A 24,184-nucleotide genomic window follows, 5' to 3' on the forward strand; every position below is an offset into this window, starting at 1 on the left:
TCATTCTCCGGATCGTCCGTCCCCGTCGGCCTCGGCGGCCTTGTGCAGGATGCCGGGCAGTGCCTTCAGGAACGCGTCCACCTCGTCGTCGCGCACGTTCAACGGCGGCATCAGCCGTACGACATCGGGGGCGGGCGCGTTCACGAGGAAGCCGGCGTCCTGAGCCGCCTGCTGCGCCCGCGGCGCGAGCGGCTCGGTGAGCACGATACCCAGCAGCAGGCCCGCGCCCCTGACATGCCGTACCAGCGGGTGTCCCTGTGACTCGATTCCGTCGCGCAGCTTTTCGCCCGCGCGTTTGGCGTTGTCGAGCAGGCCCTCGGTCTCGATGGTGTCCAGGACGGCGAGGCCCGCGGCGCACGCGACGGGGTTGGCGCCGAACGTCGTGCCGTGGTGACCGGGCTTGAAGAGCTCGGCGGCGGCGCCGAACGCGACGGTCGCGCCGAGCGGAAGTCCGCCGCCCAGACCCTTCGCGAGCGTGACGACATCGGGCTGCACGCCGTCGTGCGCCAGGTACTCGAACCACTGCCCGGTGCGGCCGATTCCGGTCTGCACCTCGTCGAGGACGAGGAGGGTGCCGGTGGCCTCCGTGATCTCCCGGGCCGCCTTGAGGTAGCCCGCGGGCGGCACGACCACGCCGTTCTCGCCCTGGATCGGCTCGATGACGACGAAGGCGGTCTCCGTGGTGACGGCCGCGCGGAGGGCTTCCACGTCGCCGTACGGGACGTGGGTGACGTCGCCGGGCAGCGGCAGGAAGGGCTCCTGCTTGCCGGGCTGGCCGGTGAGGGCGAGCGCCCCCATCGTGCGGCCGTGGAAGCCGCCCTGAGTGGCGACCATGTGCGGGCGGCCGGTCAGCCGGCCGAGCTTGAACGCGCCTTCGTTGGCCTCGGCGCCGGAGTTGCAGAAGTACACCCGGCCCTCGCGCCCGAAGAGTCCGAGGAGCTTCTCGGCGAGCGCGACGGGCGGCTCGGCGACGAAGAGGTTCGACACGTGGCCGAGGGCGCCGATCTGGGTGCTGACGGCCTCGACGAGCGCCGGGTGGGCGTGGCCGAGGGCGTTGACCGCGATGCCGCCGACGAAGTCGAGGTACTCCTTGCCGTCGGCGTCCCACAGCTTGGTGCCCGCGCCGCGCACGAGGGGCAGCCGGGGCGTGCCGTAGTTGTCCATGAGCGCGCCCTGCCAGCGCGCGGTCAGCTCCTGGTTGCTCATGACTCCCCCTTCGTGCCGATGGTGCTGTCGTCGGTGGTGCTGTCGTCGTCCCGGTCGGGCACGACCATCGTGCCGATGCCTTCGTCGGTGAAGATCTCCAGCAGGATCGAGTGCTGGACGCGGCCGTCGATGACGCGGGCCGTCTCGACGCCGTTGCGCACGGCGTGCAGGCAGCCCTCCATCTTCGGGACCATGCCGCTGGCCAGCTCGGGCAGGAGCTTCTCCAGCTCCTTCGCGGTGAGGCGGCTGATGACCTCGTCGCTGTTCGGCCAGTCCTCGTAGAGGCCCTCGACGTCGGTGAGGACCATCAGGGTCTCGGCACCAAGCGCCGCAGCGAGTGCCGAAGCCGCCGTATCAGCATTGACGTTGTAGACATGGTGATCGTCCTGGGAACGGGCGATCGAGGAGACGACCGGGATGCGGCCGTCGGCGAGCAGCGCCTCGATGGCGCCCGTGTCGATCTCGGTGATCTCGCCGACCCGGCCGATGTCGACCAGCTCGCCCTCGATGCGGGGCCGGTGCTTGGTGGCGGTGATGGTGTGGGCGTCCTCGCCGGTGAGGCCGACGGCGAGCGGGCCGTGCTGGTTGAGCAGCCCGACGAGCTCGCGCTGCACCTGTCCGGCGAGCACCATGCGGACGACGTCCATGGCGTCCTCGGTGGTGACGCGCAGGCCCGCCTTGAACTCGCTGATGATGCCGTGCCGGTCGAGGGCCTTGCTGATCTGCGGTCCGCCGCCGTGCACGACGACGGGCCTGAGGCCGGCGTGGTGCAGGAAGACGACGTCCTGCGCGAAGGCGGCCTTCAGCTCCTCGTCGACCATGGCGTTGCCGCCGAACTTGATGACGACGGTCTTGCCGCGGTGCCGGGTCAGCCAGGGCAGCGCCTCGATGAGGATCTGGGCCTTGGGCAGCGCGGTGTGCTTCCGCGCGGTCGGCTGGCTCTTCGCGTCCTTGCTCATGTCACTGCTCATGAGCTGTACGCGCTGTTCTCGTGGACGTAGTCCGCGGTGAGGTCGTTGGTCCAGATCGTCGCGCTCTCGTCACCGGCGGCGAGGTCGGCGGTGATGACGACCTCGCGGTAGCGCATGTCGACGAGGTCGCGGTCCTCGCCGACGGAGCCGTTCTTGCAGACCCAGACGCCGTTGATGGCGACGTTCAGCCGGTCCGGGTCGAAGGCGGCGGAGGTCGTGCCGATGGCGGAGAGCACCCGGCCCCAGTTGGGGTCCTCGCCGTGCAGGGCGCACTTGAGGAGGTTGTTGCGGGCGATGGAGCGGCCCACCTCGACGGCGTCGGCCTCGCTCGCGGCGTTGACGACGTCGACCTTGATGTCCTTGCTGGCGCCCTCTGCGTCGCCGATGAGCTGCCGCCCCAGGTCGGCGCAGACCTCGCGGACGGCCTCGGCGAACTCCGCGTACTCGGGGGTGACTTCGGCGGCGCCCGAGGCGAGCAGCAGCACCGTGTCGTTGGTCGACATGCAGCCGTCGGAGTCGACGCGGTCGAAGGTGAGCCGGGTGGCGTCCCGCAGCGCCCGGTCCAGGACATCGGCTTCGAGGTCGGCGTCCGTGGTCAGCACGACGAGCATCGTGGCGAGGCCGGGGGCGAGCATGCCCGCGCCCTTGGCCATGCCGCCGACGGTCCAGCCCTCCTTGGTGACCACGGACGTCTTGTGCACGCTGTCGGTGGTCTTGATGGCGATGGCGGCCTTCTCGCCGCCGTGCGCGGAGAGCTCGCCTGCGGCCTTCTCGACGCCCGGCAGCAGCTTGTCCATCGGCAGCGTCACGCCGATGAGTCCGGTCGACGCGACGGCGACCTCGCCGGCGTTCAGGGACAGGACGTCGGCGACCTTCTCGGCGGTGGCGTGCGTGTCCTGGAAGCCCTGGGGTCCCGTACAGGCGTTGGCGCCACCGCTGTTGAGGACGACGGCGGAGACGAGGCCGCCCTTGAGGACCTGCTCCGACCAGAGGACCGGGGCGGCCTTGACGCGGTTGGAGGTGAAGACGCCCGCGGCGGCCAGGCGGGGCCCGGTGTTGACCACGAGGGCCAGGTCCGGGTTGCCGTTCTCCTTGATTCCGGCGGCGATGCCCGCGGCCGTGAATCCCTTGGCTGCCGTCACACTCACGGCGCTACTCCGATCGTTGTGAGCCCGGTGGCCTCGTCGAGGCCGAGGGCGATGTTCATGCTCTGCAGGGCGCCGCCCGCGGTGCCCTTGGTCAGGTTGTCGATGGCGCAGATGACGATCACGCGCCCGGCCGCCTCGTCGTACGCCACCTGGATCTGCACGGCGTTCGAGCCGTACACGGAGGCGGTGGCGGGCCACTGCCCCTCGGGGAGCAGCCGCACGAACGGCTCGTCGGCGAACGCCTTCGCGTACGTGTCCCGCACGGACTCGGCCGTGCTGCCCGGCTTGGCCTTCGCGCTGCAGGTGGCGAGGATGCCGCGGGGCATCGGGGCGAGGGTCGGCGTGAAGGAGACGCTGACGGGGGTGCCCGCGGCGGAGCTGAGGTTCTGGATCATCTCGGGGGTGTGCCGGTGGCCGCCGCCCACCCCGTACGGGGACATGCTGCCCATGACCTCCGAGCCGAGGAGGTGCGGCTTGGCCGCCTTGCCCGCGCCGGAGGTGCCGGACGCCGCGACGATCACCGCTTCGGGCTCGACGAGGTCCGCGGCGTACGCGGGGAAGAGGGCGAGCGAGACGGCGGTGGGGTAGCAGCCGGGCACCGCGATCCGCTTGGTGCCCGCCAAGGCGGCGCGGGCTCCGGGCAGTTCGGGCAGGCCGTAGGGCCAGGTGCCGGCGTGCGGGGTCCCGTAGAATTTCTCCCAGTCCCCCGCGTCCCTCAACCGGAAGTCAGCGCCCATGTCCACGACGAGGACGTCCGGCCCGAGCTGCTCGGCGACGGCGGCGGACTCCCCGTGGGGCAGGGCGAGGAAGACGACGTCGTGCCCCGCGAGGACGTCCGCGGTGGTCGGCTCCAGGACGCGGTCGGCGAGCGGCGCCAGCTGCGGCTGCAGACCGCCGAGCGGCCGGCCCGCGTTCGAGTTGCCGGTGAGGGCGCCGATCTCGACCTCGGGGTGACCGAGCAGCAGACGCAGCAGCTCGCCGCCCGCGTACCCACTCGCCCCTGCCACTGCTGCGCGTACCCTCATGGAACCCTCCTCCTGGATGGCATGACTATACGTACTGCCGCAGTTTTATGCAATGCGGTGCCTGGAGGGGCGCTCGGGGTGAGTGGGTGCGGAGACCGGCGCGCCGCTACTGGGCCGAGGCGGCGTCGGGCAGTACGCCCGGGAGCCGCAACAGCGTGCCCTGCCGGGTGGTGACGTAGACCAAGCCGTGCGCGGGGTCCAGTTCGACGCCGTAGACCGAGCCGAGGCCGTCGGCCACCACGCGCTGCCGGCCCTTGGCCTCGCCGGCCGCCACGACGACTTCATGGAGCTTGCCGCCGGCCGAGTCGGCGACGTACGCGTGGGCCGCGCCGTCCGGTGTCAGTCGCGTGCTGTTCCCGAGATGGCCGGCCACCTGCTGCGGGCCGCCGCCGTCCGCCGCCAGGTCGATCTCGTACAGCCGGCCGCCGTCGTACTGGCCGACGTACGCCTTGCCTCCGTCCAGCGCCACCCCGGCGGCCCTCGGCACGTCCCAGGTGCGCTTCTGCTCCGCCCGTCTGCCGCCGTCGCCCAGGTCGTACTCGATCAGCTTCCCGCTCTCGATGTCGGCGACATAGGCCTTGCGGCCCGGCAGGTCCAGCGCGACGCCGTACGCCTGTACGCCCTCGGCGACCACGACCGGGGTGGCGGAGTGATCGGACAGGTCCAGTGTGAACAGGCGCCTGCCGCCGTAGTCGGCGACGTAGACCTTGTTCGCGGACAGGTCCAGTGCCACGTCGTTGACCTGGCCGAGCTTCTCCCAGACGCGTTCCGTGCCGCCGCCGGCGAGATCCACCTCGTACAGCTTGCCGCCGTTGTACCGCTCGGTGATGTACGCCTTCTGGTTCGCCAGGTCCAGCGCGAGGCCGTCGGCCGTCCCGAATCCCGTGGCGAGCTCGACGGGCGCCTGCTTCGGGCTCTCGCGGGCTTCCCCCTTGTGCAGCGGGTGATCCTTCAAGTCGAAGGCGAGGCTTTCGAGCTCGAAGACCTCGTGCACCCCGGCGAGCGTGGAGACGACCTCGGCCTCCCCCTTCTGCAGGAAGGGCTTGCCCTCGTCGGTCAGGTCGAAGGTCTCCGCGGGCGCGCCGGTCTCGCCGAGTTTCCAGGCGATCACCTGGGCGTACTTCGGCTCCCGGGCCTGCGGGCCCTGCGGGCGGGTCTCCTTGACCTCCACCGGCTCGGGGTAATACAGGGCGACCCAGCCGCCGAAGGAGACGGGGAATTCGTAGTCGAACCTGCGCACCTGGCGTCGCTGCGTCGCCAGGACGTCGACGCGGCTGCCGACTTCACCGCTCAGCGTGGACGACGTCTTGAACCCGGTGGTCAGGGAGCCGCTGACCGACGCGGTGATCCCCAGCATGAGACTCGCCGACACTTCCCCGGTGCCCGTGGCGGTACTCGTGGCCGTGCTCGTGCTGGTCGATTCCGACTGGGACTCCGAGTCGCTGCCCTGCCGGTCCTTGCTGGCGAGCTGGGTGTTCTTCTGGTGCTGCTTCGTCGACATGGTCTTCTGCAGTTGCTGCTGCAGTGACGCGGTGGCCTTCGCCCCGAAAGTGAGCTGCATCTGCCCCTGGAGCGACCAGCTGATCGTGTTCGAGATCGAGAATTCGACGGTGTGCGACCACTTGGTCGGGGTGGGGTCGGTGCGGTTGACGTACGTCTGCTTGGAGATCACGTCGGGAGGCGGCTGCACGATGTCGCCCCGCTCCTCGATGAGCGGTACGCCCACCGTCATATAGGCGCGCCAGCCGCGCTCGTGTGCGGTGTCCTCCGCGTCGACGCCGTCCGTCCCGTCGGGAAACCGGCCGAAGCGGCCTTTGTTCAGGGAGAACCCGATGGGGGATACATATCGGTCCTCCCCGTCGGGCGTCTTCTTCTCGGCCCTCCTTTTCAGTTTCTCCTTGTCCCGCTCCAGGATGACATCGGCCCTTTCGGCGATTTTCAGCTCTTTCAGGTTCCGTCCGGTCAGCGGGTGGCGCAGAAACCTCTCGCCCAGATGGGTAGTGCTCACGTGGTTCTTGGCCGGGCCACTCATGTCTTTCAGCCTCCTTGCGGTACGGGACTCAACGGCACGTCAGTGACCTCGGCGACTACTCGATCCTTTTGGTGTTCTTGGCCGATTCGGCATTGCTCTTCCGCAGCTCTTCCCGCTCCTCGTCGCTGAGTTTCGGCCGGTCCTCCTCGCTGATGTGCGGCCGGTCTTCGTCCCGGATCTCCACCTTCACCTTCTTGAACGCCTCGTCCTTGGCCGAGGACGCCATACCGGTCGTCGACGCGGGGTCCTCGCTGGCCGCCTGCTGTGCGGCGGCTGCCGTCCGGGTGTTCCTGAACAGGGGCGTGATGAAGTTGTTCACGATGTTGAGCGCCTCGGGCGACGTCTCGCGCACGGTCTTCGGGTCACGCGTGACGGGAGGAATGCCGTCGTAGAGCTCCGGATCGACCCCTTCCTCCTCGGGCCGGGCACCGGGAATGTCGTCACGGACCTTTTGAGCGGACTCTTCGGCGGACTTGGCCTCACCGCCGCCGCTCTCGAAAATGTTTTTGAAAGACATGAGCCGCCCTCCGGAAGATGTCACTGAATGGCTCGTGCCTACCCCTCCGATACGGGGTGTATCCAACCCGTCACGGAGAAGTGCGTGTCACAGGGCGAGGGGCTGTCTCGTCTCAGGGGTTGCAAGCCACCGACGATCACGAAGGAGCACCCCCATGGACGCACGACTGAACTACTTCGCCCAGCCCAGGGCCGCCAAGGCGATCAAGCACTTCCTCACGGGCGTGCGGACGCTCCAGGAGTCGACGCTGCCCGCCGCGACCCGGGAGCTCGTGGCGCTGCGGGTCAGCCAGATCAACGGCTGTGCGGGCTGTATCGACATGCACACCAAGGACGCCGCCGCCGCGGGCGAGACCGCGCTGCGGCTGCACCTGGTGGCGGCGTGGCGGGAGGCCACGGTCTTCACCGACGCCGAGCGTGCCGCGCTGGAGCTGGCGGAGGAAGGGACCCGGGTCGCCGACGCGGCCGGCGGGGTGAGCGACGAGGTGTGGGCCCGTGCCGCGAAGCACTACGACGAGGAGGAGCTGACCGCCCTGGTGGTGCACGTCGCCTTCATGAATATGGTGAACCGGCTGAATGTCATCACTCAGCAGCCGGCGGGCGACTACGAGCCCGGGCAGAAGCACTGACGTCGAGCGTGGGGGACGACGTGGGCAAGGTGGAGGAGTTCGAGGAGCTGCGGCCGCTGCTGTTCTCGATCGCCTACCGGATTCTGGGCAGCGTGAGCGAGGCCGAGGACGCGGTGCAGGAGACGTGGCTGCGCTTCGACGCCGCGACGACCCTGCCCACGTCGACCAAGGCCTATCTGTCGGCCGCGGTGACACGGATCTCGATCGACGTGCTGCGTTCCGCGCGGGTGCGACGCGAGCAGTACGTGGGTCCGTGGTTCCCCGAGCCGCTGCTGAGCGATCCGTATCAGGACCCGGAGCGCTCGGTGGAGCTGGCCGAATCCGTGTCGGTGGCGGCGCTCCTGCTCCTTGAGCGCCTCAGCCCGCTGGAACGGGCCGTGTTCGTGCTGCGGGAGGTGTTCGGCTTCGGGTTCGACGAGGTCGCCGCGGCGGTGGAGCGGTCGGAGGCGGCGTGCCGGCAGCTCCTGGTGCGGGCCCGGCGGCACATGCGGGCGGGACGGCCGCGCTTCCCGGCGGCCCGCGAGGAGCGAGAGGAACTGGCCTCGCGGTTCTTCGCCGCGCTCCACGTGGGCGACGTCGCCGGCCTGCGCCGGCTGCTCGCCGCCGACGTGACGATGGCCGGCGACGGCGGCGGCATGGGCCCGCAGCTGTCCAGGGCAGTGGTGGGCCCCGAGAAGGTGGCCCAGTTGCTGGCGGCCGGCTTTCCGGCGCTGACCGCGCTCGGCGTGACGCACGAGACGCACGCGCTCAACGGCGGGCCTGGAGCGGTCTTCCGCGACCGGGACGGCAAGGTGCTCACCACGCTGTCGCTCGACGTGGCCGACGAGCGGATCCGGGCGGTCCGCCTGATGATCAACCCCGACAAGCTCGGGCACCTGGGTCCCGTGGCGGACGTCTGGGCCGTCGACCGCGAGACACGGCACCTCATGCGCGACGCGCGACAGCAGCAGCTGCCTCGCTAGTCGTCCGCGCGCGAGGCGCGCTTCTCCGCCTGCTCCGCCTGCTTCTCCTTGATGCGCACGGTCTCCTTGCGCACCTCGGCCTGGACGGCGCGCTCCTGGCGCAGCCAGCCGGGCTGCTCCTCCTTCAGCGCGTCGATCTGCTCCGTGGTGAGCGCCTCGGTCACTCCGCCGCGCGCGAGGCCGGCGATGGAGACCCCGAGCTTGGCGGCGACCACGGGGCGGGGGTGCGGGCCGTTGCGCCGCAGTTCCTGGAGCCACTCGGGCGGGTCGGCCTGCAGCGCGTTCAGCTCGCTGCGCGAGACGACGCCCTCCTGGAACTCGGCGGGCGTGGCCTGGAGGTACACACCCAGCTTCTTCGCCGCGGTCGCGGGCTTCATGGTCTGGGTGGTCTGGTGCGACGTCATGGGACCAGGGTATCGAGCATGTGCGCTACTCCTGACCACGCCGGGTAGCCTGGCGAGGTGACAGGCTCGGAAGTACCCCCGTCGTTCCGGCTCGCCTACGTTCCCGGAGTGACACCCGCCAAATGGGTGCGGATCTGGCACGAGCGGCTGCCCGACATCCCCCTGACCCTCCTCCCGGTGGCCGCCGCCGAGGCGCCCGGCCTGCTGCGCGCGGGCGGCGCCGACGCCGGTTTCGTACGGCTGCCCATCGACCGTACGGACCTCAGCGCGATCCCCCTCTACACCGAGACCACGGTCGTCGTCGTCCCCAAGGACCACGTCGTGGCGGCGGTCGAGGAGGTGTCCCCCGACGATCTCGCCGACGAGGTCGTGTTCCACCCCCTCGACGAGACGCTGGAGTGGGAGACACGGCCGGGCAAGCCCGCGTACGAGCGTCCGGCGACCACCTCGGACGCCGTCGACCTGGTCGCGGCGGGTGTGGGTCTCCTCGTCGTACCGCAGTCGCTGGCCCGGCTGCACCACCGCAAGGACCTCACCTACCGCACGGTGAGGGGCGCGCCCGAGTCGCGCGTCGCCCTGGCGTGGCCGGAGGCGGAGACCACCGACCTGGTCGAGGACTTCATCGGGATCGTCCGCGGCCGTACGGTCAACAGCTCGCGGGGCCGCGCGCAGAGCCCCGACCAGCCCAAGGCCAAGGCGAAGACCCCTGCCAAGGCGTCCGCCAAGGCACCCGACAGGAGGGCGGCGCAGGCGAAGCGGGGCGGCGCGGCCCGGCCCAAGCCCGCCAAGCGCGGCAAGCCCAGGCGCCGCTCGTAGCGCACAGGTCGTAGCGCACAGCTCGTAGGGCACAGCAGGAGGGGCCTCCCGCCGGATGGCGGGAGGCCCCTTCTTCACTGCCGCGTACGAGACCGCCGCGTGCGGGCGTCAGCCCAGGATCGACAGCGCCTGGTTGAGCGTCGCGGACGGGCGCATGACCGCGGAGGCCTTGGCCGCGTCGGGCTGGTAGTAGCCGCCGATGTCGGCCGGGGAGCCCTGCACCGCGATCAGCTCGTCGACGATGGTCTGCTCCTGCTCGGCCAGCGTCTTGGCCAGGGCCGCGAACGCCTCGGCGAGCTGCGTGTCCTCGGTCTGCTTGGCCAGCTCCTGCGCCCAGTACAGGGCGAGGTAGAAGTGGCTGCCGCGGTTGTCGATGCCACCGAGGCGACGGCTCGGCGACTTGTCGTTCTCCAGGAACGTGGCGGTGGCACGGTCCAGGGTGTCGGCGAGGATCTGCGCGCGGGCGTTGCCCGTCGTGGTGGCGAGGTGCTCGAAGCTCACCGCGAGGGCGAGGAACTCGCCCAGGCTGTCCCAGCGCAGGTAGTTCTCCTTGACCAGCTGCTGGACGTGCTTCGGGGCGGAGCCGCCGGCGCCCGTCTCGAAGAGGCCGCCGCCGTTCATCAGCGGGACGACCGACAGCATCTTGGCGCTGGTGCCCAGCTCCAGGATCGGGAAGAGGTCGGTGAGGTAGTCGCGCAGGACGTTGCCGGTGACGGAGATGGTGTCCTCGCCGCGGCGGATGCGCTCCAGGGAGAACGCGGTGGCCTCGACCGGGGACATGATGCGGATGTCCAGGCCCTCGGTGTCGTGGTCGGCGAGGTACTGCCGCACCTTGCCGATGAGCACGGCGTCGTGGGCGCGGGTCTCGTCCAGCCAGAAGACGGCCGGGCTGCCGGTGGCGCGGGCGCGGGTGACGGCGAGCTTGACCCAGTCCTGGACCGGCGCGTCCTTGGTCTGGCACATGCGGAAGATGTCACCGGCGGCGACGGTCTGCTCCAGGACGACGTTGCCCGCGGTGTCGACGACGCGCACGGTGCCCGTGGTCGGGACCTCGAAGGTCTTGTCGTGGCTGCCGTACTCCTCGGCCTTCTGCGCCATCAGGCCGACGTTCGGGACAGAGCCCATCGTGGCCGGGTCGAAGGCGCCGTTGGCGCGGCAGTCGTCGATGACGACCTGGTAGATGCCCGCGTAGCTGCTGTCGGGGAGGACGGCGAGGGTGTCGTGCTCCTCGCCGTCCGGGCCCCACATGTGGCCGGAGGTGCGGATCATGGCCGGCATGGAGGCGTCGACGATGACGTCGCTGGGGACGTGCAGGTTGGAGATGCCCTTGTCGGAGTCGACCATGGCGAGCTCGGGGCCCTCGGCCAGCTCGGCCTCGAAGGACGCCTTGATCTTGTCGCCCTCGGGCAGCGACTCCAGGCCCTTGAAGATGCCGCCGAGGCCGTCGTTCGGGGTCAGGCCCGCGGCGGCGAGGGTCTCGCCGTGCGCGGCGAAGGTCTTCGGGAAGAAGGCGCGGACCACGTGGCCGAAGACGATGGGGTCGGAGACCTTCATCATCGTGGCCTTGAGGTGCACGGAGAAGAGCACGCCCTGCGACTTGGCGCGGGCGACCTGCTGCTTCAGGAACTCGCGGAGCGCCGCGACGCGCATGACGGAGGCGTCGACGACCTCGCCCGCGAGGACCGGTACGGACTCGCGCAGGACCGTGGTGGAGCCGTCGTCACCGACGAGCTCGATGCGCAGCGAACCGGCCTCGGTGATGACCGCGGACTTCTCGGTCGAGCGGAAGTCGTTCTCGCCCATGGTGGCGACATTCGTCTTCGAGTCGGCCGTCCAGGCACCCATGCGGTGCGGGTGGGCCTTGGCGTAGTTCTTGACCGACGCGGGGGCGCGGCGGTCGGAGTTGCCCTCGCGCAGGACCGGGTTGACGGCGCTGCCCTTGACCTTGTCGTAGCGGGCGCGGATGTCGCGCTCCTCGTCGGTCTTCGGGTCGTCCGGGTAGTCCGGGAGCGCGTAGCCCTGGCCCTGCAGCTCGGCGATCGCGGCCTTCAGCTGCGGGATCGAGGCCGAGATGTTGGGCAGCTTGATGATGTTCGCGCCGGGCGTCTTGGCCAGCTCGCCGAGCTCGGCGAGGGCGTCGGAGATGCGCTGGCTCTCCTCAAGACGCTCCGGGAAGCTCGCGATGATGCGCCCCGCGAGCGAGATGTCGCGGGTCTCCACGCCGACACCGGCCGTCGAGGCGTAGGCCTGGACCACCGGCAAGAACGAATGGGTCGCCAGGGCCGGGGCCTCGTCAGTGTGGGTGTAGATGATGGTCGAGTCAGTCACCGGGTGCTCCGCTCCGCGTCTGCAACATTGCTCGACATCAAGATATCTCCTACCTCCCCCCTGAAGGACAGGGCCTAGGGGCCTGATCTACGGGACCCCGCCCGCACCGACTAGTAGACACTGTCTACTCGACGTAGTAGACAGTGTCCATGAACGAACAGGACACCGGGCTGCGGGCCCGGCTGGTCGACGTGGGCGTCGAACTGGTGGCGGCGCGAGGCGTGCAGGCGCTGTCGCTGCGGGAGATCGCACGCGAGGCAGGCGTCTCGCACGGGGCGCCCCGGCGGTACTTCCCCACGCATGTGTCGCTGCTGTCCGCGATCGCGCGGCGGGGCTTCGAGGAGCTGGCGGCCGAGGCGGCGCGGGCCCTGACGGACGGCGCCGGCCAGGACGCCCGGACCCGGCTGAAGGCGCTGAGCCGCGCCTACCTCGGGTTCGCCGCGGCCCACCGCGGGATGTTCGAGCTGATGTTCCGCCACGACCTGCTGGAGAGCGGTCGGCTGGGGCTGCGGGAGACCAGCCTGCCGCTCTTCGAGACGCTGGCCGGACTCGTCGCCGAGGCCCGCCCCGCCTCCGGCACGGAAGCGCGGGTCGCCGCGGGCGCGCTCTGGGCGAACCTGCACGGCATCGCCCAGCTGTGGGGGTGGGGCAGCCTGCGCCTCGCCACGGGCGCCGAGGACGTGGAGGCGCTGCTCGACGCGGCGCTGGAGGCGCATCTGGGACCGGAGGGCGCGTGACGCCCGCACCAGTGGTCCAGGCAGCGCTACCGAAGCCCCGGCTCTCGGCGGCCCAGCGGAACCTCACCCTCGCCTGCAGTGTCGTCGGCGCGATGGTCGTCGCGCTGGACGGCACCGCGCTGACCGTCGTCCAGCCCGCCCTGCAACGCGATCTGGACGCCTCGTTCACGCAGGTCCAGTGGACGAGCACCGGATATCTGATCGCCGTGGCGAGCCTGCTCGTCTTCGCCGGGCGGCTCGGCGACCGGTACGGACACCGGCAGGTCTTCGCCGTCGGGACGCTCGGCTTCGCCGCCGCGTCGGCGGGCGTCGGCCTGGCGTCCGGCGTCGGCTGGGTGATCGCGCTGCGCGTCGCCCAGGGGATCTTCGGGGCGCTGCTGCAGCCCGCGACGCTCGGCATGCTGCGGGGCGCGTTCCCGGCGGACCGGCTCGGGATGCCGATCGCGCTGCGGACGAGCGCGATCGGCCTGTCGGCGGCGGCCGGTCCCGTGCTGGGCGGAGCGCTCGCCACGCAGCTGGGCTGGCGCTCCGTGTTCTTCCTCAGCGTGGTGCCCGCGCTCCTGATCGGCGTACTGGCGCTGCTGGTACGTGTCCCGACGGCGCGGGCCGTGGGCGACGGTCCCGCACCCGGGCTCGACCTGCCGGGTGCCGGGCTCCTCGCGGTGGCGCTGGCCTGTCTCGTGCACACGCTGGTCGCCGTGCCGGATCAGGGCTGGACGGCGGCGACGGCGGCGGGGCTCCTGGCGGCGGTCGTCGCGGGCGGCGCGTTCGTCCGGCACGAACGGCGTGCGGCGAGCCCGCTGGTGCCGCCCCGCCTGCTCCGGTCCGCCGCGGTCGGCCCCGCGCTCGGCCTTCTGGTCGCGGCGTCCGCGGCGATGTTCGGGGCGCTCTTCGTGGGGACGTACTTCCTCCAGGAGGTGCTGGGTCTCGACCCGCTGCACAGTGCGCTGAGGGCGCTGCCGCTCGCGGTGATGATGGTGGTGGGCGCGCCGCTCGCCGCCGTACTGCTGCGGCGGCAGGGCCCGCGGCGGACCATCACGGCGGCGATGGCGGTGCTCGCCCTCGGCGTACTGGCCCTGTCCCGCCTGGACGAGACCTCGGGCCCGCTCGCGACCGGCGTTGCGTTCGTGCTCGTGGGGGCCGGGTTCGGCACGGTGATGGTGGCCGCGACGGCCGTCGTCGTCCGCCATGCCCCGGTGGCCGACGCCGGGGTGGCAGGCGGCCTCCAGCAGACGGCGATGAACGTGGGCCCCGCCGTGGGCATCGCCGCGGCGACCACCCTCATGACGGCCCTCTCCTCCCCCACGGCCCGCCCACGGGGACACGACCCGCACTGGCCCGCCGACGCGTTCCTCTCCGCGATGGCTCCGACGCTGACGGCCCTGGCGGCGGTGGCGGCACTCGGCGCGCTGGCGGCAGCACGGCTGCCGGGGTCCATGAGCCGCACGCACTCCCCATAGCCCGCACGCGCCCTCTACGAAGCGCTGCCGCGCAGCACCGAGTCGACCATCCGGAGCGCGGCCCGCGCCTGCGCCTGGTGCGCCCGGCCGTCGTCGAGACGCAGGGTGAAGGCCGCGCTGGTCACGGCCTTGGTGCCGTCCGGGGTCACGCCGCACTCGCTGACGCAGCCGAGGCTGGTCCCGCCGTGGAACCAGACGCCGTCCTCGCGCCCCGCGACGGGACGCCAGGCGATGCCCAGGCCGTAGCGGACCCCGTCGGCCGGGATCCAGTCCCGCACCGGCACGGTCCTCTTCATCGCCGCGAGCTGCGCCGGCCGCAGCAGCCGCCCGCCGAGCAGGGCGCGCAGGAAGACGCCGTGGTCGTGGGTCGTGGAGATGAGGCAGCCGTCCGCTCCTCCGCCGAAACCGAGGGTGGTGTCGGTGGGGCGGTTCTCGTCCGGGAAGTACGTGTATCCGGTGGCCGTCGGCCGTGGCACGTAGGGAGAGGTGCCGGGCGCGAAGGTGGCGCGCAGGCCGAGCGGTTCGATGATCCGCTCATGGACCTCCTGGGCCCAAGGGTGTCCGGTGACCGCCTCGACGACCATCCCGGCGACGACGTAGTTGGTGTTGGAGTACGACCAGCGCCGCTCCCCGGCCGGGTCGTCGGCGTCGGGCAGCCACTGCGGGGGCGTGCTCAGGGCCACCGTCAGCTGTTCCTTCGGCGACTGCGAACGGAAGCGGTTGCGCCGATAGGCGTCCGGGGTGAAGTCTCCGCTGTCCGCGGCGATGTAGTCGTTGAGTCCGCTGGTCTGCCGCAGCAGGTTGGCGACGGTGATCCGGTGGCCGTCGTTGCCGTGGCCGCGGATCGCTCCGGGCAGCCACCGCTCGACGGTGTCGGTGAGCTTCAGCCGCCCTTCGCCGACGAGTTGGAGGACGACGGTCGCCGTGAACGTCTTGGTGTCGCTGCCGATGCGGTAGTACGCGTCCAGGGGCACGGGACCCTTTCCGGCGGGGTCGGCGAGGCCGGCGACGCCCGCGCGGGCGGTGATGCGGCCGTGCGCGCTCTGCGCCTCGGCGATGACACCGGTCGCGCCGGTCGCGTGGATCGCGTCGACACCACGCTGGAGGGTGTGCCTCCGCGGGGCGGGCGCGGCGTCGGCGGCCGTTCCGGACGCTGCCGTGAGCAGTGCCGCCGCGGTGGCCGCGAGGCCGGTGCGCCTGCTGATCTCCGTCATCGGGTCCTCTCCGCCTTCCGGTCGGTCGTCGTGCAGGTGATGTCCGTGGCGGGCAGTTCGCCGTCGCGCAGGTAGGTGTTGACGGCGCGGTCGGCGCACGGGACGGGGGTGAGGCCGTCGTTGCCGCGCCCGTAGACACCGTGCGAGCGGATGTCGGCCGTCACGAGGCGGGACCCGGTGAGCTTCTCGTGCAGGGCGAGGGCGCCTTCGTACGGGACGTTGTTGTCGTGGCGGGCCTGCAGCAGCAGGGCGGGGACGTCGTTGCCGATCTTCGTGCCGGGTTCGCGGGGCTCGCTCCCCCAGAACGCGCACGGGGCGATCATTCCGTTGACGTACGGCCCGAAGACCGGCTGGGTGGCGCGGCTGCGTTGCATGTTCTTCCAGTACGTCGCCGGGTTCTCCGGCCAGCCGCCCGCGGGCCAGCCGCCGTCGCCGCACATGAAGATCGCGCCGCCCACCATGCTGTCCGCCAGCTCGGGTGAGGAGAGGAGTTCCAGGAGCCCGCCCAGCGCGGGGCCGGGCTCGATCTCCTCGCCCGCCGCGGCCTTCTTCAAGTCGGCGACGACACTGGTCAGTTGGGGGTCGTACTCCTCGTGCTGGACGAGCTGCTTGAAGAGCAGCCGCAGCAGCGGTGCGGTCAGGCGCACCCCCTTGACGGCGATGGGGTGCCGCTCGGCCCGGCCCAGCAACTTCCGTACGTCCGGACGCACTTCACGGCTCAGCGCGGCCTCCGCCGGGGCCCCCGACCGCTGGAACAGTTCGTACTGCGTGGCCGAAGGGTCGGTCGAGGAGTCCAGGACGATCCGGTCGGCCCTGCGCGGGAACAGCTGGGTGTAGACGGCGCCCAGGTCGGCGCCGTACGAGATGCCGTAGTACGACAGCTTGCGCTCGCCGAGCGCCGCCCGGACGGCGTCCATGTCGCGGGCGACGTTCCTGGTGGAGGCGTGCGGGAGCAGTTCGGCGTTGTCGCCGTGCTCCTGGCAGCGGCGGGCGGTGTCGCGCGCGGACCGCACCGAGTCCTCGAAGTCGCGGCGCGGGGTGGTGGTCTCGGCGGGCGGGGTGGGCGGCGGGGCCTCGCCACAGGTGATGGGGGTGCTCTCGCCGAGGAAGCGGGGGTCGAAGCCGATCAGGTCGTAGCGGTCCGCCACGTCCTTCAGCGCGGGCCGCAGCGCGAGGGTGTTGGCGAGCCCCGTGCCGCCCGGCCCGCCCGGATTGGAGAGGAGGATGCCGCGTCGCTCGCCCGGCGACTTCGCCCTGATGCGGGATATCGCGATGTCGATCGTGCGGCCGCCGGGGTCGGCGTGGTCGAGCGGCACGGTCACCTTCGCGCACTGCGCGCCCGCCTCGTTCAGCTCCTTCTGGTCCGCCGGGCAAGGCCGCCAACTGAGGGCATGGCGCGACTCCTTCGAGTTCTCGGGCAGGTCCGCGGCGGAGACTCCGCTCGCGAGTAACCCGACGAGGCCCAGACTCGCGGTGACTGCTGACGCGACGCGCATCGTGCTCCTAGGTCCGGTGGAAGGGGAACGGCGGGAAGACGATCACCACGCTAGGAACGCGCGCCGCCCCGGACCATCGGGCTACCGGGCCGAACCTCCCTGGGGACAACCCCCGTACGCCCGCCCCGCCCCCGGCGACACCGCCTTGACCTGGAGTCCGCTCCAGCTCCTAGGGTCGGAGGCGATCACCGGGCACACCCCAGGAGGTACCACCATGACCAGCCTTCCCACGCGCCGGCTCGGCGCGCTGACCGTCTCCGCCCAGGGCCTCGGCTGCATGGGGATGAGCCACGGTTACGGCACGTCGGACGACGCGCGGTCCATCGCGACGATCCACCGCGCCCTCGACCTCGGCGTCACCCTGCTCGACACCTCCGACTTCTACGGCGGCGGCCACAACGAACAGCTCATCGGCCGCGCCCTCGCGGGCCCCCGGCGCGAACAGGCCGTGATCGCCACCAAGTTCGGCTTCGCCAACCGGCTCGGCGAGCCCACCCTCATCCGGGGCGACGCGGCGTACGTGCGCGAGGCCTGTGACGCGTCGCTGCGCCGCCTCGGCGTCGACCACATCGACCTGTACTACCAGCATCGGGTGGACCCGAGCGTGCCGATCGAGGAGACCGTCGGCGCGATGGCCGAGCTGGTCGCGGCGGGCAAGGTGCGGCACCTCGGGCTCTCCGAGGCCGGTGCGCGCACCCTCCGGCGGGCGCACGCCGTGCACCCGATCGCCGCGCTGCAGAGCGAGTGGTCACTGTGGACCAGGGACCTGGAGGCGGAGATCGCGCCGGTCTGCCGCGAGCTCGGCATCGGCCTCGTGCCGTTCTCACCGCTCGGGCGCGGCTTCCTCACCGGCCGCTACACCTCGCTCGACGGGCTCCCGCAGGACGACCTGCGCCGCACCCAGCCCCGCTTCACCGACGGCAACCTGGAGCGGAACCTGTCCATCGTGGAGACCCTGGAGTCGCTCGCCGCCGCGAAGGGCGTCACCGCGGGGCAGCTCGCGCTCGCCTGGGTGCAGCACCGCGGCGACGACGTGGTCCCGATCCCGGGCACGCGCCGCGAGAAGTACCTGGAGGAGAACCTCGGAGCCGTCGCGGTCGAGCTGTCGGCCGACGACCTCGCCGCGATCGACGCGGCGGCGCCCGCGGACCGGGTGGCGGGCACGCGGTACGACGAGCGCAGCCTGGCGGCCGTGGACAAGTAGGGGCACGTCCGGGCGCGCGACACGTAACCTGCGGGTATGCCCCTTCCCGAGGAGAACGCACCCGTACCGGACGTCCTCGCCCACCTCGCGGGCGAGTGGCGCGTCGAGCGTACGGTCCGCGACCTCGCGGACGGCTCCGAGGGCCGCTTCACCGGTACGACGCTCTTCTCGCCGCTGCCCACCCCGGACACCGGCGGCCTCCTCCACCACGAGTCCGGCACCTTCACCTGGCACGGCGTCGCGCGCCCCGCCGAGCGCACCCTGCGCTTCGTGCCCGGCGAGGAGGCGGGCACGGCCCGCGTGGAGTTCGCCGACGGCCGCTTCTTCCACGACCTCGACCTGCGCACGGGCCGCTGGACGGCCGACCACCCCTGCGCACGCGACCTCTACCGCGGCGAGTTCGAGGTGATCGACGCGGACCGCTGGCGCGCCCGGTGGCGGGTCGGCGGCCCGGCGAAGGACCTGCTGCTCGTCACGGATTACCGGCGGGCGCAATGCCTCACTGGCTGCCGCGCGCCATCCAGTTCTCCGGGGCCTCAAGGGCCTTGAAACCGAGCTTCTCGTAGACCCCGTGCGCGTCCCCCGTGGCGAGCAGGGTCCGCCGCACGCCGTACGGCTCCAGGTGCGCGCAGACCGCGCCGACCAGCGCGACACCGAGGCCCTTGCCGCGCGCGTCCGGCGAGACGTACACGTCGCAGAGCCAGGCGAAGGTGGCCCGGTCGGTCACTACGCGGGCGTACGCGACCTGCTCTCCCGAACCCTCCTCGTACGCCCCGAAGTTGATCGATCCGGCGATCGCCGCGTCCTGCTTCTCGCGCGGGCGGCCGGGCGCCCAGTACGCGTCGGTGGAGAGCCAGTGGTGGACGCGGTCGGCGTCGATACGGGCGGGGTCGGCGGATATCTCGTAGCCGTCGGGCACGGTGACACTGTCGTTCATGGGGTGAGCCTACGCATCCGTCATGGGGTGGAGTCGAGTGGATTCCGCCTGGTGGGACGGGTCGGGCACGGCTGTCCCAGCACCTCGTCGCACGCCGTCCGCAGCCTGCGCACGCCCTCCGTGATCTCCCCCACCCCGGCGACCGCCGCGAAGCTCAGCCGGACGTGGCCGGCCGGGGGTTCGGCCGCGAAGTACGGGCGGCCGGGGGCCACGGCCACGCCCGCGCGCAGGGCCGCGGAGGCGAACGCGGACTCGTCCGCACCGTCGGGCAGCCGCAGCCACAGGTTGTAGCCGCCCGCCGGGATGTGCGGCACCGTGAACTCGGGCAGCCGCAGCCGCAGCGCCGCTGCCATCGCGTCCCTGCGCTCCTTCAACTCCCCTGATACGGCCCGCAGATGGCGCGGCCAGGCCGGCGTGCCCACCAGTTCGAGTGCCGCTTCCTGGAGGGGGCGCGGCACGAAGAAGTGGTCGACGACCTGGATGGCGCGCAGCCGTTCGAGGACCGGCCCGCGGGCGGCGAGCGCGCTGACGCGGAAGCTCGGCGAGGTGGCCTTGGTGAGCGAGCAGACGTGGACGACGACGCCGTCGTGGTCGTCGGACGCGAGCGGGCGCGGCAGCGGCCCGGCGTCCTCGTGGACGAGGCGGCGCACGAAGTCGTCCTCGATGACGAAGGCGCCCGCCTCGCGGGCGATCCGCAGGACCTCGGGGCGGCGCTCGGCGGAGAGCACGGCGCCGGTCGGGTTCTGGAACAGCGGCTGGCAGACGAACACGCGGGCGCCCGTCGCCCGGAAGGCGGCCGCCAGGAGCTGGGGCCGCACCCCGTCGGTGTCGACCGGCACCGGCACCGGCCGCAGCCCCGCCGCCCGCGCGATGGCGAGCATGCCCGGATACGTCGGGGACTCGACGAGGACCGGCGCGCCGGGCGGGGCGAGCGCGCGCAGGGCCGTCGTCAGGGCGCTCTGGCCGCCCGCCGTGATCAGGACTTCGGCGGCCGTGATCGCGCCGCCGATCCCCCGGGCGAACCACTCGCGCAGCTCGGGCAGGCCGTCGACGGGCGGCCGCCCCCACGCGCCGGGCCGCCGCCCCGCCCGCGCGAGGGCCGCCGCCATCGCGCGCTCGGGCTGCAGCGCGGGGTTCAGATAGCCGCCGTTGAACTCGATGATGCCCGGCGCAGGCGCGGCGAGCGTGGCCAGGACCCCGGACGCGTCGACCGAGCGCGGCACGAGCTCGGCAGCGGCGTCGGCGCTCAGCGTCACCTCCTGCCACGAGGTGTCCCCGGCGGGTGCGGCGGCCGCCGCCGGTTCCGCGCGGAAGACGCCCGCGCCGGGCCGGGTGACGACGAGCCCTTCGGCGGCCAGCTGGCCCAGGGCCCGCGACACGGTCACCGGGCTCACCCTGAACCGCTCGACGAGCGACCGGCTCGACGGCAGCTTTCCACCCGGGGAGTAGCGGTCCAGCTCACTCCGCAGACTTTTCGCCAGTTCAGCCACACTGCTACTGTCATGCATGACAGCACAGGATAGCGCTACTCGCCCGACCCGGATAGCGGTCCCGGCCCCGGTCCCGGCCCCCGCGGAGGCCCCCAGGCCGCCCCGCCCCTCCGGTACCCGCCGCGCCGGCACCGTGATGGCCGCCCTCGGCGTCACCGCCTTCTCGCTCACCTTCCCCTCGACCGCCTGGGGTCTCGAAGGCATCGGCCCCTGGAGCTTCGTCACCCTGCGCGGCGTGCTCAGCGCGCTCATCGCGGGCGGCTGCCTGCTCGCCCTGCGCGTCGCGGTCCCGCACCGCCGCCACTGGGCGGGGCTCGCGGTGGTCGGCGCGGGCGTCGTCGTCGGTTTCCCGCTGCTCACCACGCTGGCCCTGCAGACCTCCACCACCGCGCACGCCGCCGTGGTCGTCGGCCTGCTCCCCCTCACGACCGCCGTCTTCTCGGCGCTGCGCACGGGGGCGCGGCCGTCGCGCGCGTTCTGGGCGGCGGCGCTCGCCGGGGCCGCCGCCGTCATCGCGTTCACGGTGCAGCAGAGCGGCGGCGCCCTGACCGCCGCCGACCTCTACCTCTTCGGCGCGCTCCTGATCTGCGCGGCCGGCTACACCGAGGGCGGCCGGCTGGCCCGTGAGATGCCGGGCTGGCAGGTCATCGGCTGGGCGCTGATCCTCTGCCTGCCGCTCAACATCGTGGGCGCGCTGCTGGCCCTGCCCCACGAGTCCTTCCAGCTCACCGGGCACAGCACGGCGGGGCTGCTGTACGCCGCGATCGGCTCGCAGTTCCTCGGCCTGGTCGTCTGGTACCGGGGCATGGCGGCGATCGGCGTCCCCAAGGCCAGCCAGCTGCAGCTCGCCCAGCCGCTGCTGACCCTGGTCTGGTCCGTGTTCCTGCTCGGCGAGCACCTCACCGTCGCCGCACCGCTCACGGCCGCCGCCGTCCTCGTCTGCATCGCGGTCACCCAACGGGCCCGGGGCTGACCGGTTGCCCGTCCGACGGGGCCTCAACTCCCGCCACCCGTCGTACACTTGCCGCCACAGATCGCTACCGCAGAGCGGGACGAGGGGGCACTCCAGATGCGTGCAACCGTAGACGACGAGCTGGTGGTGCACGGCAGGGTCGTGGGGCAGCGCGACCGGGTCGCGCGGATCGTCGAGGTGCTGGGCACGGACGGCGGCCCGCCGTACCGCGTCCGCTTCGCGGACGGCCACGAGACCGTGATGTCGCCGGGCCCCGACACCGTCGTGCGGCACCGGGACCCGGCCTCCTAGGTCACGCGGCCGGACAGGTCACTCGGTCAGGCGCGGAGGCTTTGCCGGCTCCTGGTAGTGGTCGGCGACCACCCGCGCCATCGCGCCGTTCCTGTCGACGCCGACCTCCTTCGCCGAGAAGTAGATGTGCCCGCCCACCTCGTCGTACCCCTTGGCGTACGTGAGGTGGCGGGACAGCTCCGCCGGGTCCTGCCAGGCGGCGGGCTGCGCCGGGTCACCGGCCTTGTAGAGGGCCTCGCCGATGTAGAGGTTCACACCGGTGCCGCGCACGACCTCGTTCCACCACGGGATCAGCTTGGCGTAGTCCGCAGCGGGGAAGCCGATGTTCCAGTACACCTGCGGGACGATGTAGTCGAGCCAGCCCTTCTTCACCCAGCCGCGCGTGTCGGCGTACAGGTCGTCGTAGGTCTGCACCCCGGCCCGGGTGTCCGATCCCGTCGGGTCGGTCGCGATGTTGCGCCAGACCGCGAAGGGGCTGATCCCGAACTGGGTCCGCCGCCGCGCCTTCTTCACCCGGCCCGACATCTCACGCACCAGCCGGTCGATGTTGTCCCGCCGCCAGGAGGCCCGGTCCGGGAAGCCGCCGCCGTACTCCGCGAAGGCGGCGTCGTCGTCGAAGACCTGGCCCGCGACGGGGTACGGGTAGAAGTAGTCGTCCCAGTGCACCGCGTCGATCGGGTACTTGCGGACGGCGTCCAGCATCGCGTCCTGGACGAAGCGCCGCACCGCGGGCAGGCCCGGGTTGTAGTAGAGCTTCCCGCCGTACGGCACGACCCAGTCGGGGTGCACGCGCGCGGGGTGCGTGGCCACCAGGCGCGACGGGTCGGTGTGGTTGGCGATCCTGAAGGGGTTGAACCACGCGTGCAGCTCAAGACCCCTGCGGTGCGCCTCCTGCACGGCGGTGCCCAGCGGGTCCCAGCCCGGGTCCTTGCCCTGCGTCCCGGTGAGGTACTCCGACCACGGCTCGTACGGCGACGGCCACAGGGCGTCGGCCGTGGGCCGCACCTGGAAGACCACCGCGTTGAGTCTGCGGCTCACGGCCGAGTCCAGGAAGGCCAGGAGTTCGCTGCGCTGCTGTGCCGCCGGGAGCCCCGGCCTGGAGGGCCAGTCGCGGTTGACGACGCTCGCCAGCCACATGCCCCGCAGTTCGCGCTTCTTCTTCCGACGCCGGTCCGGAGCGGCGGCCGCGTCACCCGCCGTCGCCAGGCCGGCCACCGCCGCGGCGGCCACCACCGAGAAACCCCGACGTGACATACGCCTCATCTGCATGCCCCCTGAGCTCGCTGTGCACCGGCACCCCTTGCCGGTTGCGCACAGCATGCCCGACCCGGCCCGCCATGGACCCCTCATTGCGGAGTAACGTTCACGGCCGAGGCAGGCACCGCATCCATACGGGGGACCTGCCGGCCCCGTTGATCAGCGAAAGGCACGAGGTGACCGACTCCATGACCGATATCGCACGCGTCGGAGTGGTGGGCTGTGGCCAGATGGGCGCCGGAATCGCAGAGGTCTGCGCCCGCTCCGGACTGGACGTGAAGGTCGCGGAGACCACCGGCGAGGCCCTGGAAATCGGGCGTACGCGGCTCTACAACTCGCTCTCCAAGGCGGCCGAGCGCGGCAAGATCTCCGACGAGGAGCGCGACGCGACGCTGGACCGCCTCAGCTTCACCACCGACCTCGGCGAGTTCGCCGACCGTGACCTGGTCATCGAGGCCGTGGTGGAGAACGAGCAGGTCAAGACGGAGATCTTCCAGGTCCTCGACCAGGTCGTGACCCGGCAGGACGCGATCCTCGCCTCCAACACCTCCTCCATCCCGCTGGTGAAGCTGGCCGTCGCGACCTCGCGTCCCGACCAGGTCATCGGCATCCACTTCTTCAACCCGGCGCCGGTGCAGCAGCTCGTCGAGCTGATCCCCGCGCTGACCACCTCCGAGGGCACCATCAGCCGGGCCCAGGCCGTGGTCGAGAAGATCCTCGGCAAGCACGCCATCCGCGCCCAGGACCGCTCGGGCTTCGTGGTCAACGCGCTGCTCATCCCGTATCTGCTCTCCGCGATCCGGATGTTCGAGTCGGGCATCGCGAGCCGCGAGGACATCGACAACGGCATGGAGATGGGCTGCGCCCACCCGATGGGCCCGCTCAAGCTCTCCGACCTGATCGGCCTGGACACGGTCGCCTCGGTCGCCGACTCCATGTACGCCGAGTACAAGGAGCCGCTGTACGCCGCTCCCCCGCTGCTGCAGCGGATGGTGGACGCCGGACGCCTCGGCCGGAAGACCGGCTCGGGCTTCTACACGTACGCCTGACGGGGTTCGAGCACAGATTCTCACTCCCCGTACGAACAC

Annotated in this window: 23 protein-coding genes; 10 read left to right on the forward strand and 13 right to left on the reverse strand. The window is 71.8% G+C overall.

The window, feature by feature from the left end:
* From AB0H82_RS17375 to AB0H82_RS17400, 6 genes are all read right to left on the reverse strand, one after another.
* The gene (locus tag AB0H82_RS17375) at positions 1-1,206 is read right to left on the reverse strand and encodes an acetylornithine transaminase (RefSeq protein ID WP_362993511.1); all 1,206 of its coding nucleotides are present in this window, start codon (positions 1,204-1,206) and stop codon (positions 1-3) included.
* Positions 1,203-2,165 carry an acetylglutamate kinase gene (gene argB / locus AB0H82_RS17380; protein WP_362993513.1) on the reverse strand — a complete coding sequence of 321 codons (963 nt, stop codon included), beginning with the start codon at positions 2,163-2,165 and terminating at the stop codon, positions 1,203-1,205. The genes AB0H82_RS17375 and argB overlap by 4 nt, the downstream gene beginning before the upstream one ends.
* An 8-nt stretch (positions 2,166-2,173) precedes the next feature.
* Entirely contained in the window at positions 2,174-3,325 is a 1,152-nt protein-coding gene (argJ, locus tag AB0H82_RS17385; RefSeq protein WP_362993515.1) for a bifunctional glutamate N-acetyltransferase/amino-acid acetyltransferase ArgJ, read from the reverse strand.
* Positions 3,322-4,350: an N-acetyl-gamma-glutamyl-phosphate reductase gene (argC, locus tag AB0H82_RS17390; protein ID WP_362993517.1), complete on the reverse strand. Its 1,029-nt coding sequence runs from the start codon at positions 4,348-4,350 to the stop codon at positions 3,322-3,324. The genes argJ and argC overlap by 4 nt, the downstream gene beginning before the upstream one ends.
* A 106-nt stretch (positions 4,351-4,456) precedes the next feature.
* A complete protein-coding gene (locus AB0H82_RS17395) occupies positions 4,457-6,382 on the reverse strand; it encodes a hypothetical protein (protein WP_362993519.1) in 1,926 nt (641 codons plus the stop codon).
* Between the two features lie 55 nt (positions 6,383-6,437).
* Positions 6,438-6,899, reverse strand: a complete 462-nt coding sequence (locus tag AB0H82_RS17400) for a hypothetical protein (protein WP_362993521.1) — start codon at positions 6,897-6,899, stop codon at positions 6,438-6,440.
* 154 nt (positions 6,900-7,053) lie between these two features.
* Between AB0H82_RS17400 and AB0H82_RS17405 the strand changes: the two genes are divergently transcribed.
* Both AB0H82_RS17405 and AB0H82_RS17410 read left to right on the forward strand, forming a co-directional pair.
* A complete protein-coding gene (locus AB0H82_RS17405; protein ID WP_362993523.1) occupies positions 7,054-7,527 on the forward strand; it encodes a carboxymuconolactone decarboxylase family protein in 474 nt (157 codons plus the stop codon).
* A 20-nt stretch (positions 7,528-7,547) separates the two neighbouring features.
* Positions 7,548-8,489: an RNA polymerase sigma-70 factor gene (locus AB0H82_RS17410; protein ID WP_362993720.1), complete on the forward strand. Its 942-nt coding sequence runs from the start codon at positions 7,548-7,550 to the stop codon at positions 8,487-8,489.
* Here AB0H82_RS17410 and AB0H82_RS17415 read toward each other — a convergent pair.
* Positions 8,486-8,893 carry a DUF5997 family protein gene (locus AB0H82_RS17415; RefSeq protein ID WP_362993525.1) on the reverse strand — a complete coding sequence of 136 codons (408 nt, stop codon included), beginning with the start codon at positions 8,891-8,893 and terminating at the stop codon, positions 8,486-8,488. The genes AB0H82_RS17410 and AB0H82_RS17415 overlap by 4 nt on opposite strands.
* A gap of 57 nt (positions 8,894-8,950) precedes the next feature.
* Between AB0H82_RS17415 and AB0H82_RS17420 the strand changes: the two genes are divergently transcribed.
* Positions 8,951-9,709: a LysR substrate-binding domain-containing protein gene (locus AB0H82_RS17420; protein WP_362993527.1), complete on the forward strand. Its 759-nt coding sequence runs from the start codon at positions 8,951-8,953 to the stop codon at positions 9,707-9,709.
* A gap of 108 nt (positions 9,710-9,817) precedes the next feature.
* Here AB0H82_RS17420 and AB0H82_RS17425 read toward each other — a convergent pair whose 3' ends face one another.
* On the reverse strand, positions 9,818-12,037 hold the full coding sequence (locus AB0H82_RS17425; RefSeq protein ID WP_362993529.1) for an NADP-dependent isocitrate dehydrogenase: 2,220 nt from the start codon (positions 12,035-12,037) through the stop codon (positions 9,818-9,820).
* A 149-nt stretch (positions 12,038-12,186) separates the two neighbouring features.
* On the opposite strand from AB0H82_RS17425, the gene AB0H82_RS17430 reads away from it, so the two are divergent.
* Positions 12,187-12,774 carry a TetR/AcrR family transcriptional regulator gene (locus AB0H82_RS17430; protein ID WP_362993531.1) on the forward strand — a complete coding sequence of 196 codons (588 nt, stop codon included), beginning with the start codon at positions 12,187-12,189 and terminating at the stop codon, positions 12,772-12,774.
* 92 nt (positions 12,775-12,866) lie between these two features.
* Positions 12,867-14,234: an MFS transporter gene (locus AB0H82_RS17435; protein WP_362993722.1), complete on the forward strand. Its 1,368-nt coding sequence runs from the start codon at positions 12,867-12,869 to the stop codon at positions 14,232-14,234.
* A gap of 14 nt (positions 14,235-14,248) precedes the next feature.
* On the opposite strand, the gene AB0H82_RS17440 is transcribed toward AB0H82_RS17435, so the two are convergent.
* Together AB0H82_RS17440 and AB0H82_RS17445 are read right to left on the reverse strand one after the other, a co-directional pair.
* Complete coding sequence (locus tag AB0H82_RS17440) at positions 14,249-15,448, reverse strand: serine hydrolase domain-containing protein (protein WP_362993533.1); 1,200 nt, start codon at positions 15,446-15,448, stop codon at positions 14,249-14,251.
* Positions 15,445-16,944, reverse strand: coding sequence for an alpha/beta hydrolase (locus AB0H82_RS17445; RefSeq protein ID WP_362993535.1), 1,500 nt, complete (start codon positions 16,942-16,944; stop codon positions 15,445-15,447). The genes AB0H82_RS17440 and AB0H82_RS17445 overlap by 4 nt, the downstream gene beginning before the upstream one ends.
* A 214-nt stretch (positions 16,945-17,158) precedes the next feature.
* Here AB0H82_RS17445 and AB0H82_RS17450 point away from each other — a divergent pair, with 214 nt between their 5' ends.
* On the forward strand, positions 17,159-18,148 hold the full coding sequence (locus tag AB0H82_RS17450) for an aldo/keto reductase (protein ID WP_362993537.1): 990 nt from the start codon (positions 17,159-17,161) through the stop codon (positions 18,146-18,148).
* Between the two features lie 36 nt (positions 18,149-18,184).
* Positions 18,185-18,697, forward strand: coding sequence for a DUF6314 family protein (locus tag AB0H82_RS17455; protein WP_362993539.1), 513 nt, complete (start codon positions 18,185-18,187; stop codon positions 18,695-18,697).
* Here AB0H82_RS17455 and AB0H82_RS17460 read toward each other — a convergent pair.
* Both AB0H82_RS17460 and AB0H82_RS17465 read right to left on the reverse strand, forming a co-directional pair.
* Positions 18,648-19,085, reverse strand: coding sequence for a GNAT family N-acetyltransferase (locus AB0H82_RS17460; protein ID WP_362993541.1), 438 nt, complete (start codon positions 19,083-19,085; stop codon positions 18,648-18,650). The genes AB0H82_RS17455 and AB0H82_RS17460 overlap by 50 nt on opposite strands.
* Positions 19,086-19,105: 20 nt before the next feature.
* Positions 19,106-20,593 carry a PLP-dependent aminotransferase family protein gene (locus AB0H82_RS17465; protein ID WP_362993543.1) on the reverse strand — a complete coding sequence of 496 codons (1,488 nt, stop codon included), beginning with the start codon at positions 20,591-20,593 and terminating at the stop codon, positions 19,106-19,108.
* Here AB0H82_RS17465 and AB0H82_RS17470 point away from each other — a divergent pair.
* On the forward strand, positions 20,592-21,548 hold the full coding sequence (locus tag AB0H82_RS17470) for a DMT family transporter (RefSeq protein ID WP_362993545.1): 957 nt from the start codon (positions 20,592-20,594) through the stop codon (positions 21,546-21,548). The two genes, AB0H82_RS17465 and AB0H82_RS17470, sit on opposite strands and share 2 nt — an antisense overlap.
* Before the next feature lie 96 nt (positions 21,549-21,644).
* On the forward strand, positions 21,645-21,839 hold the full coding sequence (locus AB0H82_RS17475; RefSeq protein ID WP_362993547.1) for a DUF1918 domain-containing protein: 195 nt from the start codon (positions 21,645-21,647) through the stop codon (positions 21,837-21,839).
* Positions 21,840-21,857: 18 nt separating this feature from the next.
* Here the strand turns inward: AB0H82_RS17475 and AB0H82_RS17480 are convergent, their stop codons facing one another.
* Positions 21,858-23,102, reverse strand: a complete 1,245-nt coding sequence (locus AB0H82_RS17480) for a family 10 glycosylhydrolase (RefSeq protein WP_362993549.1) — start codon at positions 23,100-23,102, stop codon at positions 21,858-21,860.
* A 182-nt stretch (positions 23,103-23,284) separates the two neighbouring features.
* Between AB0H82_RS17480 and AB0H82_RS17485 the strand changes: the two genes are divergently transcribed.
* Positions 23,285-24,145, forward strand: coding sequence for a 3-hydroxybutyryl-CoA dehydrogenase (locus AB0H82_RS17485; protein ID WP_362993551.1), 861 nt, complete (start codon positions 23,285-23,287; stop codon positions 24,143-24,145).
* The last annotated feature ends 39 nt before the right edge of the window (positions 24,146-24,184 follow it).

The organism is Streptomyces sp. NPDC050732 (genome assembly GCF_040654255.1).
Taxonomy (GTDB): domain Bacteria; phylum Actinomycetota; class Actinomycetes; order Streptomycetales; family Streptomycetaceae; genus Streptomyces.